The following is a 12,420-nucleotide window of genomic DNA, read 5'->3' on the forward strand; positions in this document are numbered from 1 at the left end:
AAGGGAGAAAGTATATCAATCGAGGGACCCTGTTTTCGAGCGTCGAACACATTCTATGAGCAACGATCCTACGAGCGATCCCCCCCGCGACGACGCCCCGATCCGGAAGCGGGAGGACCGTCCGTCCGGTGAGGACACGCCGGCGGAGGGCGATTCGGTCCCGCTTTCGGAGGACCTCGGGAGCGAAGTTGACGTCGAAGGGGACCTCACGATCGACGAGGACGCCGCGGAGGACGACCTCCTCGGTGGCCTGCGAATCGACTCGACGGCCGACATCGAGGTGCCCGAACGGCTCGTCGATCAGGTCATCGGGCAGGAAGAGGCCCGGGAGATCGTCAAACGGGCCGCCAAACAGCACCGTCACGTGATGATGATCGGCTCCCCGGGGACCGGGAAGTCGATGCTCGCAAAGGCGATGAGCCGCCTGCTCCCTCAGGAGAGCCTGCAGGACGTTCTGGTCTATCACAATCCTGATGACTCCAACGAACCGCGGGTCAGGACCGTGCCCGCGGGCAAAGGCGATCAGATCGTCGAGGCCCACCAGGAGGAGGCCCAGAAGCGCAAGCAGATGCGCTCGTTTTTGATGTGGATCGTCATCGCGATCATCGTCGGGTACGCCATCCTGATCGCCGGCCAGGTCCTCCTGGGCCTGCTGGCTGCGGGTGTCATCTACTTCGCCTTCCGGTACACGAACCGGGGCACCGACGCGATGGTTCCCAAGCTCCTGGTCAACAACGGCGAGCGGTCGATCGCACCCTTCGAGGACGCCACGGGTGCCCACGCCGGGGCCCTGCTGGGTGACGTCCGCCACGACCCGTTCCAGTCCGGGGGCATGGAGACCCCGAGCCACGAGCGCGTCGAGGCGGGCTCCATCCAGAAAGCCCACAAGGGCGTGCTGTTCATCGACGAGATCAACACCCTGGACATCCGGTCCCAGCAGAAGCTGATGACCGCGATCCAGGAGGGCGAGTTCTCGATCACCGGCCAGTCCGAGCGCTCCTCGGGGGCCATGGTCCAGACCGAACCCGTGCCGTGTGACTTCATCATGGTCGCGGCGGGGAACATGGACGCGATGGAGAACATGCACCCGGCGCTTCGTGACCGCCTGAAGGGCTATGGCTATGAGGTCTACATGGAGGACTCCATCGACGAGACGCCCACGACCCGGCGGCAATACGCCCGCTTCGTGGCCCAGGAGGTCGAGAAAGACGGCCGCCTGCCACACTTCCAGCCCGATGCGGTCCGGGAGATCATCCTGGAGGCCAAACGACGGTCCGGCCGGAAGGGCCAGTTGACCCTCAAACTTCGTGATCTGGGTGGCCTCGTCCGTGTGGCCGGGGACATCGCCAAGGCCGAGAACGCCGAATTCGTGGACCGTGAGCACGTCCTGGAGGCGAAAAAGCGCTCGCGCTCGATCGAACAGCAGTTCGCCGATGACTACATCGAGCGGCGCAAGGACTACGAACTCAAGGTCAACGAGGGCAGCGCGGTCGGCCGGGTCAACGGCCTGGCAGTCATGGGCGGCGACTCCGGGATCGTGCTCCCCGTCATGGCCGAGGTCACGCCCCGCCAGGGTGAGGGCGGTGAAGTCATCGCCACCGGCCAACTCAAGGAGATGGCGATGGAAGCCGTGCAGAACGTCTCCGCGATCATCAAGAAGTTCTCCGACGAGGACATCTCCGAGAAGGACATCCACGTGCAGTTCATCCAGACACAGGGCGTGGAGGGCGATTCGGCCTCCATCACCGTCGCGACGGCGGTCATCTCGGCCCTGGAGAACATCCCGATCGAGCAGGACCTCGCGATGACCGGGTCGCTCTCGGTCCGTGGGGACGTCCTCCCGGTCGGCGGTGTGACCCACAAGATCGAGGCCGCCGCAAAGGCCGGCTACGATCGGGTGATCATTCCCAAGGCCAACGAGCAGGACGTGATGATCGAGGAGGAGTACGAGGAGATGATCGAGATCATCCCCGTCTCACACATCAGCGAAGTGCTCGACGTGGCGCTGGCCGGCGAACCCGAGAAGGACTCGCTGGTCGATCGGCTGAAGTCGATCACCGGGCAGGCCCTCGAAGCCACCGAGGGGACCACGGCGACCGGGGCCAACCCCTCCCCACAGTAGGGGACCTTCTTCTTTCCGGCCTGCATAGTGATATTCGATGCCGACCCCGGCCTGGAGCACGTTCGTCGTGTTTGCAGTACTTCTCACAGCTGCCGTGGCCGTCCTCGCGCGCCGCTCGGCCCAACTCCTGGACGAATCAATCGAGGTCGGTCGAGTGGCCCTTTACGCGAACCTCGCCGCAACTCAGGCGCTCCTGCTTGGTGCGGTCTGGCTCTTGCTAACCTGGACGAACGTCCCAGTCGAGACGCTTGGTGTGACCGACCGTCCGACGATCCTCGCCCTGGTGGCACTCACAGTCGCACTCGTGGCGTTAAACGAAGGTGCATCGAATCTGACGGCGGACACTGACAATCCGCTACGCGCACTTCTCACTCCGGAACGGCCCCTGGAGTGGCTCGTCCTCGCGGGTATCGTGCTCCCGGTCATCGTGATCAGCGAGGAGGTGCTGTTTCGCGGGGTGTTAATCGGCGGGCTGGCGGCGGGAACGGGAATCCACCCGGCAGTTTTGATCGTCGGCTCCGGGCTGCTATTCGGGCTGGCCCACACGGCCCAGGGCCGACTGGGGATGCTGGTCGCTTCGACCCTCGGGGTCGCGCTCGGCGTGGCCTTCTGGCTCAGTGGGAGTCTCTGGCTCGTAATCCTCGCACACTACCTGGTCGATCTCGTGGAGTTCCTCCGGCACGCGAGATTCAGTTACGGCTCTCGATTCGCTGGAGGGTCTGTCTGATGGCCGGCGGGGTACCACCGTCAATACCGGTGACGCGGTGGTCCGGAATCAAGATCGGCACCGGATTCTCCGCGAGCGCCGTTCTGGCGGTTTCCATGTCGGACTCCTCGGCCGGATCGAGCCCTGGCGTGTGTGCGACCAGTCGATCGAGCGGGAACTGTTCCCCGTAGGGAATCTCCCGCACGCGTTCGAGGACGGCCCGCTGGTCAGTCGGCACGGTCAATCCCACGTCGATCTCGGTCACGTCCGTGTGCTCGCCGTCGAGGTATCCCTCGATCCAGTCTAGAATTTCGTGGTCCGCAGTGGCACTCGGGTCCGGCGTCTCGGGGAAGGACAGGGAGATCACTCGCCGGTTCGCCACGCCGATCTGAACGAACCGATCGATGGACGCCACGTTCCTGGCGTAGATCCCAGCACCTGGCATGGGACTGGATTCGCCGAGACCGCCCTTGAACGTTGGCCTGGAGTCACAACAGTTATGTACACATCCGTCCATCAATGGACAATAATGGGTACTACAAAGCAGCCCGGACGTGAGCTCGCGCCGGCAGTTCGCGAGCTCCTCGCGGCCGCGTCGGAGCGCTCCCGTGGCGACGAACGCGTGTCAGTCGAAGCCCGCTCGCTTCCGGGGGCTTTCGAACGAGCGCGAACCGAGGGCCGAACGCCGCTGATCGCCGAAGTGAAGCCGACCAGCCCGACCGCGAGCTACGAGAACCACGTCGATCCGGTCGCGGCGGCCGAATCGATGGTCGCCGGCGGGGCCAGCGCCATCTCGGTGCTCACCGAACCCGACCACTTCGGCGGGTCGATCGAAGCGCTCCAGGCAGTGCGGGAGGCGGTTTCGGTGCCAGTTCTCCGGAAGGACTTCCTCCTCCGGGAGGCCCAACTCGACGCGGTCGCCGCCGACGCAGTGTTGCTGATTGCCCGGTTTCTGGACGACCTAGACGGGATGATCGAGGCGGCCCGCGACCGTGGGATGACCCCGCTGGTCGAGACCCACACCCGGGACGAAATCGAGACGGCTCTCGCGGCCGGTGCCGAGGTGATCGGCGTGAATAACCGTGATCTCGCCAGCCTGACCGTCGATCGCTCGACCGTCGAACGACTGGCACCGGCAGTACCGGATTCGGCGACGCTGATCGCCGAGAGCGGAATCCAGACGACCGAGCACCGCGATACCATGCTCGGTGCCGGGGCCGACGGTTTGCTCGTGGGGTCGGCGATCATGGACGGGGACATCGAGGCGAACACCCGGAGGCTGGTCGCCCGATGAGCCAGCACCGCTTTGGCTCGTATGGCGGCCAGTACGTTCCAGAAGTGTTGATGCCGGCCGTCCAGGAACTGGAATCGGCCTACGAACGCTACGTCCTGGAGAACGAGGACGGGTTCATGGACGAGTTCCGCGAGCGTCTGCGGGACTTCGGTGGCCGACCGACCCCGCTCCAGCGGGCCGACCGGCTCAGCGAGGAGTACGACACCGAGGTGTACCTCAAGCGCGAGGACCTCCTGCACGGCGGGGCCCACAAGCTCAACAACGCCCTCGGACAGGTGCTTCTGGCCCAGTACATGGGCAAAGACCGGATCATCGCCGAGACGGGGGCCGGCCAGCACGGCACCGCCGTGGCGATGGCCTGTGCCCACCTGGACATCGACTGTGAGATCTACATGGGCCGGACGGACATCCGTCGCCAGCGGCCCAACGTCTTCCGAATGGTGACCCACGACGCGACGGTCAACCCCGTCGACGAGGGCTCGGGCACGCTAAAGGAGGCCATCAACGCCACCATGCGGGACTGGGCGACGAACGTCGAGGACACCCACTACGTGATCGGCTCCGTCGTGGGGCCGCACCCGTTCCCGAGCATGGTTCGGGACTTCCAGGCCGTCATCTCCGAGGAGGCCCGCGAGCAGGCCATCGAAACCATCGGGGACCTTCCGGGCACCGTCCTGGCCTGTGCCGGCGGCGGGTCGAACACGATGGGCTCCTTCCAGCATTTCCGGTCGGATCCGGTCGAGTTGATCGCGGCCGAAGCGGGTGGGGAATCACTCACCGTCAACGAATCCGAAGAGTACGCCCCCCACTCGGCCTCGCTCGCCACGGGGACCGACGGCGTGCTCCACGGCGCACACACCAGGCTCCTCCAGACCGAGACGGGCCAGATCGTCGAGTCACACAGCGTGAGTGCGGGCCTGGATTACGCCGGGGTGGGCCCGGAACTGGCCCACATGGTCGAAACTGGCCGGGTCGAGCCAGTCTCGGTCGGCGACGAGGCGGCTCTTCGGGCCTTCCATCACCTTTCCCGGGCCGAGGGGATCATCCCGGCCCTGGAGAGCAGCCACGCCCTCGCGGCGCTCGAAGAACGGGACTTCGCCGACCCGGTGATCGTGACCGTCTCGGGCCGGGGGGACAAGGACCTGGATACCGTGATCGAGGAGTCGGATCGTCGCGATCTCGATGCCGCGCCGGACATGGAGGTGTTCTCCCATGAGTGAAGAATCGATCCGTGCGGCCTTCGAGGGCGGGGCCCTGGTGCCCTACATCGTCGCCGGGGATCCGACCCCGGAAGCGACGGCCCGATACGCCGACGCACTGGTCGAGGGTGGGGCGGACGTGCTCGAACTCGGGTTACCGTTCTCGGAACCTGTCGCAGACGGCCCGACCATTCAGGCCGGTATTAGACGGGCGCTCGACGCCGGCATGACACCCCAACGGTTCCTCGATCTGGTTGCGGACCTCGACGTGGACATCCCTGTGGTGGCGATGACCTACTACAACATGCTCTACCGGTACGGCGACGGCGACGTCCGGGAGTTCGTCGCCGATGCCGCCAATGCGGGGCTCTCTGGGCTCATCGTCCCGGACCTGCCGGTCGAAGAGAGTGCGGAGCTGGCTGCTGCGTGTGACGCGAACGACCTCGCACTCGTGTTTATCGTGGCCCCAACCACTACCGAGGAACGGCTGGAGTCTATCGTCGACCGGGCGACTGGCTTCCTCTATGTGCAGGCCCGGATGGGCACGACCGGTGCGCGGACCGACGTGAGCGACGAGACGACCCGCTCGCTCGCCCGACTGCCCGAGACGGAGATTCCGACGGCGGTCGGCTTCGGCGTGAGCACCCAGGATCAGGCGCGGGAGATCGTCGCCGGTGGGGCGGACGGGGTCGTCGCCGGGAGCGTCTTCGTGGACATCGTTGCGGATGGGGAGGCCGTTCCAGAACGGCTGGCGGAGACGGCGGCCGAGTTGGCCGCGGGCGTCGCGGCGGGCCGATAAACCGGAACGAACATACCCACCCGCTTGCTATCCCCTGGCAATGTCTACAGGGGTCGAAGCGCGATTGACACGACTCGGGCGCGACGGCAAGTTCGTCACCGTCCCGATGGACCACGGCATCACCATGGGGGCAGTCGACGGGCTCAAAGACATCGAGTCGACCATCGCCGACGTCACCGAGGGCGGGGCCGACGCCGTCCTCACTCAGAAGGGACTGGCCGATCGGGTCTACCCGAACCGCCACGACGCGGGCTATCTCGTTCATCTCAATGGCTCGACGGAGATCGGCCCCGACGAGGCCGAGAAGCGCCAGACGGCGACCGTCGAGGAGGCCGTGCGGCTGGGTGCCGACGGCGTCTCCTTTCACATCAACGTCGGCAGCGACCACGAACCGGACCAGATCGAGGCGCTTTCCAACGTGACCGAACGGGCCCACCAACTGGGGATGCCGGTCCTCGCGATGGCGTACGCTCGTGGCCCGGGCATCGACGAACACGACGCCACGAACCTGGGGCATGCCGTCAGGTTGGCCGAGGAACTCGGGGCCGATATCATCAAGACTGCCTACTCCGGGGACCCGGAGAGTTTCGAACACGTCGTCGAGTCGACGAGCAAACCCGTCATCATCGCCGGTGGCAGTCCGTCCAGCGACCGTGAGACGCTCGAAACCGTCCAGGATGCGGTCTCGGTCGGTGGGGCCGGCGTCTCGATGGGCCGAACGATCTTTCAGCATCCCGACCCCTACGCCATCTCTTCGGCTATCGCGGCCGTCGTCCACGAGGGCTTTGCCATCGACGTGGCGATGGACCGATTCGACCTGCCGATCGAGCCCTGAGTTTCGGTCCGGCACGTTCAAGGCGGGGCCCCGTGTGTGACCGGGTATGACACGGAGCGTCTGGCTCAAGGCCGACGACGAGGTCGGCGACTGGGAGCAACGCAAGCGACGGATCACCGCCGGGCTCGAGGCCGGCGTCGACTGGATTCTCGTCGACGAGTGGGACGTCGACCGGGTCCGCGAACTGGGCGAGATGAACGTCGCCGCCTTCGTCACCGACGACGTCGACGTGATCGGCGACGACGCCGAGGCCGCCGGCGAGGCCGACCGCTACGTGGTCGGCAAGGACGGCGAGGGCGACGGGACGATCGACCTGCCGACTGACTTTTCTGGATCAGCGGACCTCTCCACGCTTCGCCGTGACGGTGCGAGCGGGGCCTACGTGCGGATCTACGACCCGGACTACGAGACTTTCGCCGAGAAGGCGGCCGAGGAGTCCGAATTCACGATCGTCGTGGGCGAGGACTGGCAGATTATTCCCCTGGAGAACCTCATCGCCCGAATCGGCGACTCGACGGATCTCATCGCGGGTGTGACGACCGCCGAGGAGGCAAAGACCGCCTTCGAGACCCTGGAGATGGGTGCGAGCGGGGTCCTGCTGGACACCGACGACCCGGACGAGATCCGGGAGACCGTCGCAGTCCGGGACGACTTCGACCGCGAGCAACTGGACCTGGAGTACGCCACGGTCAGCGCCATCGAACCCGCCGGCAGCGCGGATCGGGTCTGTGTGGACACGGGCAGTCTCTTCGACCACGACGAGGGGATGTTGATCGGGAGCATGTCACGCGGACTCTTCTTCGTCCACGCCGAGACTGCCGAATCACCGTACGTCGCCTCCCGTCCCTTCCGGGTCAACGCGGGCGCGGTCCATGCCTACGCCCGCCTCCCGGACGGCTCGACGACGTATCTCTCCGAACTCGGGAGTGGCGACGAGGTGCAGGTCGTCGATACGGATGGACAGACCCGCGAGGCCGTCGTCGGCCGGGCCAAGATCGAGCGCCGGCCGATGTTCCGGCTGGAAGCCGAAACCGAAAGCGGCGACCGGATCGAGACGCTCATCCAGAACGCAGAAACCATCAAGGTCCACGCCAAGACCGGGCGCAAAGCCGTCACCGACCTGGAAGCCGGAGACGAGGTGCTGGTCTACACCCAGCCGGGTGGCCGGCACTTCGGGGAGTCCATCGACGAGCGCATTATCGAGAAGTAATTAGCGGTCGGACCTGTTTTCGGCGTCCTCCAGCCGGGTGGTACACCACGGACAGAAGTCCAGTTCCGGGTCGAGTTCCTTTCCACACTCCGGGCAGGTGTTCGCTTCGGGTGCCTCGGCTTGGGCCGCCTTCGTTGCCTGCTGTAATCCGGTGAGATAGGCGTCGATGGCGTTGAGCACCCGGACGACGAGCATGCTCAGAACCGCTTCGGTCGGGAGGGTCCGACTGACCGCCACGAGTCCCGAAAACCCGTCGGTCTCGAAGGCGGTGTAGGCCGATTCGGGCAGCACCATCGCTGCCGCGATCAATGCGACGCCGAACCAGGCGATGGCGCGAAACCAGGCCCGGAGGTAGACGTGCCCGAGCCCGGGATAGACCATTGCCAGTATCGCGGCGACGAGCGACCGTCGCGTGAACCAGGACCGCTGCACGAACGAGGGTTGGGTGGGTCGACGGTTAAACCTTTGAATCCGCGGGCCGCTCGACACCGAACGTCTCGAGCAGTCCGTCGAGGGTCGCCAGATCGAACTGCCCGGGGGCCGTGGCGGCCTCGGGATCGATCGGGGCGTACCCGATCTTCGAGCCGTAGAGCGGCGCAATCGCCCGGGAATGTGCCCCAGTGGCTCCCATCGCCATCGTCGCGACGGTATGGCCACAGGTGGTCAGGTCCTGGGTCGCGGCCAGCAGGTCCAGCACGTCTCCCGGGTCAGTGGCGGTCATGGCGAGTTTGGCGACCGACCCGAGCCGGCAGCCCCGCTGGGCCAGACCGAGCAGCGTCGCTCTGGAGGGGACCCGCTCGAAGTCGTGGACCGAGACGACGACCGGTAGGCCACGCTCCTGGGCCCGGTCCAGGACGGAGCCGAGGTCCGTCCGATCGGTCGGCTCTTCCAGGGCTCGAAGCTCCAGGTCGACCGCCGCGACGGCCGGCTCCGAGAGCGCTTCGAGCAGCTGGTCGCGGCGCTCGGGACCGTCTGGATGCTCGCCGCCCTCCCACTCCGGTCGGTTCGTGACCATGATCGGCAGTTCTCCGTCGTAGGCCGCGAGTGCCGAAAGCGGGTCCGCGGCCAGATCCATCCGGAACTCGAGCAGGTCGGCGTGGGGGCGAGCCGCCGGCTCCGCGTCCAGGTTCGGCGTCGAGGCCGCCAGGTGAAACGACTCGAACTGCAACATTGGCCGGGTTAGACCGGAATCGAGTCCTCGGCTTCGAGGAGTTCGTGATATCGGTTGCGGATGGTGACCTCCGAGATGTCCGCGACTTCACTGACCTTTGCCTGTGTGGTCTTCTCGTTGGTGAGCAGGGCGGCCGCATAGACCGCGGCGGCGGCGAGCCCGACCGGGCTCTTGCCGCTGTGGACGCCCTTCTCCTTGGCGTTCTCCAGCAGTTCCCGGGCCCGATGCTGGGCCTCGTCGCTGAGTTCGAGTGAGGAGGCAAACCGGGGGACGTAACTCGCGGGATCCGCGGGCTTGACTTCCAGGCCCAGTTCCCGGATCACGTACCGGTAGGTGCGGGCGATCTCGTCCTTGTCGACCCGGCTGACGTCGTTGATCTCATCGAGGCTGCGGGGCACGCCGGCCTGGCGGGCGGCGGCATAGACACACGAGGTCGCGACGCCCTCGATCGAACGGCCCGGGAGCAGGTCTTCTTCGAGGGCCCGGCGATAGATCACCGAGGCTGTCTCGCGGACGTTGTCCGGCAGGCCAAGCGCACTGGCCATCCGGTCGATCTCGCCGAGGGCCTGCTTGAGGTTGCGCTCCTTGGCGTCACGGGTGCGGAAGCGCTCGTTCCACTTGCGCAGGCGCTGCATCTTCTGGCGCTGTCGGGAGCCAAGGGAGTTGCCGTAGGCGTCCTTGTTCCGCCAGTCGATGTTCGTGGAGAGGCCCTTGTCGTGCATCGTGTTCGTGGTGGGGGCCCCGACCCGGGACTTCTCGTCTTTCTCCTGGGAGTCAAAGGCCCGCCACTCGGGCCCGCGGTCGATCCCTTCCTCCTCGACGACCAGGCCACAGTCCGCACAGACCTTCTCGCTGTGTTCCTCGTCGTGGACGACCAGACCGCCACACTCCGGACAGCTGTCCGTTCGTTCGGGTTCCTCCTCTTCTTTTTCGCGTGATCTGAGAGTTGCGTTGGGCATAATTACAAAGTGTATCGGGATTCGGTGACCCATCGGTTTCGACAAAACGTACTTAAGGATTGTGTTTTCTTTCCGTAAAACAACCGTGACAGACTCCACTTGACGTCGTTCGACGATGTCGAAACCGTCTCGCGCACCGGCGTGTGAGTAGGTCACGATGTCTCCTAACGGCCGCGTAGGCTGGCTCTGTCCGGCGTTCTTGAGCGACGGGCGAAACTCGTCCCGCCCGTCGCTTTTAGTGGGCCTTCAGGTTCGGTCCGGTCGACTCGACCCCTCTTCGATCTCGCCCGGCCCGTCGATCGCCTCGGTGAGCGAGACGTTCAGGACGACCATCGAGGCCGCGCCGCCAAGCACCGTCACGGCGTTTTTCACCGCGTGATCGACGATGGCGACGCCCAGCGCCGTAGGTGGTGAGACCGCTGTCAGGGCAACAACAAGCACCGTGAACGCCGCCTCGTAGAGGCCGATCCCACCGGGGGAGAGGGGCAGCACTTTCGCCAGGTTGCCCACGCTGACCGCGAAGAAGGAGACTGCGACCAACAGCCCGAGTGGCACCTCGACGCCGAAGGCCTGGAAGACCAGGATGGCCGTGAGAACGTCGATCGCCCAGATTGCAAGACTCGCGAGCCCGACCCGAACAAAGGTGGCCGGTTCGGCTGCGACACGCTGGACGTCGCCCACGAACCCTTCGAGGGTCGTCGCGACCAGTTCGACGTAGGAGTCCTCCGACGCCCAGTTGACGACCCGCCGGATCCGGTTGCGATCCGATCGCGCGGAGAGGACGATGGCGATCACGGCCCCGATTGCGCCGATCCCGACCACCGCTGCGACGGCGATCGCCGTTCGGGCACTCTCCTGTTGCCCCCCGGAGAGGCCGGTCCCCTCTGTCAGGGCCTGGCTCAGCGCCACGACCCGTTCGGGGGCGAGGGTGACGACGCCGAGGAGCACCCCGCCGGCCAGGACGGTGATCGTCAGCAGGTCGAAGACCCGTTCGACGGCGAGCGAGGCGAACCCCGAGGTATAGGGCACCTGCCGTCTGGCTTTGACGACGTAGGCCCGGACGGCGTCCCCGGCCCTGGCGGGGAACACCAGGTTCCCGGTCTGGCTGATGAAGACCGCCCCCGTGAGAAAGCCCACGCGCTCGCGATAGCCGAGCGATCCCAGAATGTCGGCGTATCGCCAGCCACGAATCGGCCAGGAGAAGACATAGACGAGCGCGGCAACCGCCACCAGGCCCAGGTCGGCCCGGGCCATCTCCCGGAGCACGTCCCGGGGATCCAGATAGAAGAACATCAACGCGATGGCCAGTACCGAAAGCAACAGCCCCGCGACCATGCCGGTCCGTCGGTTCGCGTATGGTTTGACCTGGATCTCCCAGGCCGTCCGGAGGATCTGGCTGCCCATCCCGAGGACGTCCCGGACCAGATCGACCTTCGAGTCCCCCTTGGGCGTCCAGTCCACCGCGAACTCCTTGACGGCAAATCCTCGCCGCTGGGCCTTGACGAGCATCTCGGTGTCCCAGAACCAGTGGGAGTCTTTCACCGCCGGGCGCAGGGCCTGAAAGGCAGCCCGGCTGAAGGCCTTGAACCCGGCCTGGTGATCCTGCAAGTCCGAGCCCAAAAGCGTTCGAACGAGGATGTTGAATCCGCGACTGGAGATCGCCCGCTTGGCCGGCCGGTCGGCCTCCTCACCGGGCATCCAGCGCGAGCCAGTGGCGAGGTCGTACTCCCCGGAGCGGACACTCTCGACGAGCTCTTCGAGGTGGGACATGTCCGTCGCGAGGTCGGTGTCGAAGTAGACCAGCGTGTCGCCGGCGGCGCTCTCGAAGGCCCGATTCAGCGCCTCACCCCGGCCCAGTCGCTCGTCGCTGTGGTAGTGACTGATCCGGTCGTCCGCAGCCGCCAGTCGATCGGCGATCTCCGGGGTTCGATCATCGCAGCCGTCCTCGGCGATGATGACCTCGAACGTGCCGGCCGGGAGGAACGATTCCAGCGTGTCGAGGGTGACCTCGACGGTCGATTCGATGGTCCCCGCCTCGTTGTATGCGGGGAGCACGACGCTGACCTCCACAGCCGACTCCATGATTCGCTGTCGGGGGTGCCCACCCAAGAACTTTCTGAACTGT

General features: G+C 65.9%; 12 protein-coding genes. 7 read left to right on the plus strand and 5 right to left on the minus strand.

Going from position 1 to position 12,420, the window contains the following annotated elements; genetic code table 11:
• The first annotated feature begins 55 nt into the window (after positions 1–55).
• Both lonB and RH831_RS06255 read left to right on the plus strand, forming a co-directional pair.
• Positions 56–2,122 (plus strand): ATP-dependent protease LonB, encoded by a 2,067-nt coding sequence (gene lonB, locus RH831_RS06250; RefSeq protein WP_310553371.1) that lies wholly within the window; start codon positions 56–58, stop codon positions 2,120–2,122.
• 37 nt (positions 2,123–2,159) lie between these two features.
• Positions 2,160–2,849 (plus strand): CPBP family intramembrane glutamic endopeptidase, encoded by a 690-nt coding sequence (locus tag RH831_RS06255; protein ID WP_310553372.1) that lies wholly within the window; start codon positions 2,160–2,162, stop codon positions 2,847–2,849.
• On the opposite strand, the gene RH831_RS06260 is transcribed toward RH831_RS06255, so the two are convergent.
• The gene (locus RH831_RS06260; RefSeq protein WP_310553373.1) at positions 2,812–3,273 is read right to left on the minus strand and encodes an MGMT family protein; all 462 of its coding nucleotides are present in this window, start codon (positions 3,271–3,273) and stop codon (positions 2,812–2,814) included. The genes RH831_RS06255 and RH831_RS06260 overlap by 38 nt on opposite strands.
• Before the next feature lie 84 nt (positions 3,274–3,357).
• On the opposite strand from RH831_RS06260, the gene RH831_RS06265 reads away from it, so the two are divergent.
• Genes RH831_RS06265 through RH831_RS06285 form a run of 5 tightly spaced genes read left to right on the plus strand, consistent with a single transcriptional unit; the run spans position 3,358 to position 8,165 of the window.
• Positions 3,358–4,122, plus strand: coding sequence for an indole-3-glycerol-phosphate synthase (locus RH831_RS06265; RefSeq protein WP_070365298.1), 765 nt, complete (start codon positions 3,358–3,360; stop codon positions 4,120–4,122).
• A complete protein-coding gene (gene trpB, locus RH831_RS06270; protein WP_070365297.1) occupies positions 4,119–5,342 on the plus strand; it encodes a tryptophan synthase subunit beta in 1,224 nt (407 codons plus the stop codon). The genes RH831_RS06265 and trpB overlap by 4 nt, the downstream gene beginning before the upstream one ends.
• Positions 5,335–6,120, plus strand: coding sequence for a tryptophan synthase subunit alpha (gene trpA / locus RH831_RS06275; protein WP_310553374.1), 786 nt, complete (start codon positions 5,335–5,337; stop codon positions 6,118–6,120). The genes trpB and trpA overlap by 8 nt, the downstream gene beginning before the upstream one ends.
• A 40-nt stretch (positions 6,121–6,160) precedes the next feature.
• Positions 6,161–6,955, plus strand: a complete 795-nt coding sequence (locus RH831_RS06280) for a 2-amino-3,7-dideoxy-D-threo-hept-6-ulosonate synthase (RefSeq protein WP_310553375.1) — start codon at positions 6,161–6,163, stop codon at positions 6,953–6,955.
• Between the two features lie 46 nt (positions 6,956–7,001).
• Positions 7,002–8,165: a 3-dehydroquinate synthase II gene (locus tag RH831_RS06285; RefSeq protein WP_310553376.1), complete on the plus strand. Its 1,164-nt coding sequence runs from the start codon at positions 7,002–7,004 to the stop codon at positions 8,163–8,165.
• On the opposite strand, the gene RH831_RS06290 is transcribed toward RH831_RS06285, so the two are convergent.
• The 4 genes from RH831_RS06290 to RH831_RS06305 form a co-directional block, all read right to left on the minus strand.
• Positions 8,166–8,597 (minus strand): zinc ribbon domain-containing protein, encoded by a 432-nt coding sequence (locus RH831_RS06290; protein ID WP_310553377.1) that lies wholly within the window; start codon positions 8,595–8,597, stop codon positions 8,166–8,168. It lies immediately after the preceding gene.
• A 25-nt stretch (positions 8,598–8,622) separates the two neighbouring features.
• The gene (locus tag RH831_RS06295; RefSeq protein ID WP_310554139.1) at positions 8,623–9,333 is read right to left on the minus strand and encodes a type I 3-dehydroquinate dehydratase; all 711 of its coding nucleotides are present in this window, start codon (positions 9,331–9,333) and stop codon (positions 8,623–8,625) included.
• 11 nt (positions 9,334–9,344) lie between these two features.
• Entirely contained in the window at positions 9,345–10,295 is a 951-nt protein-coding gene (locus RH831_RS06300; protein ID WP_070365293.1) for a transcription initiation factor IIB family protein, read from the minus strand.
• Positions 10,296–10,541: 246 nt separating this feature from the next.
• Positions 10,542–12,377, minus strand: coding sequence for a flippase-like domain-containing protein (locus RH831_RS06305; RefSeq protein ID WP_310553378.1), 1,836 nt, complete (start codon positions 12,375–12,377; stop codon positions 10,542–10,544).
• Between the last annotated feature and the right edge of the window lie 43 nt (positions 12,378–12,420).

Origin of the sequence: Halodesulfurarchaeum sp. HSR-GB, from assembly GCF_031432215.1 — an archaeon.
GTDB lineage: Archaea > Halobacteriota > Halobacteria > Halobacteriales > Halobacteriaceae > Halodesulfurarchaeum.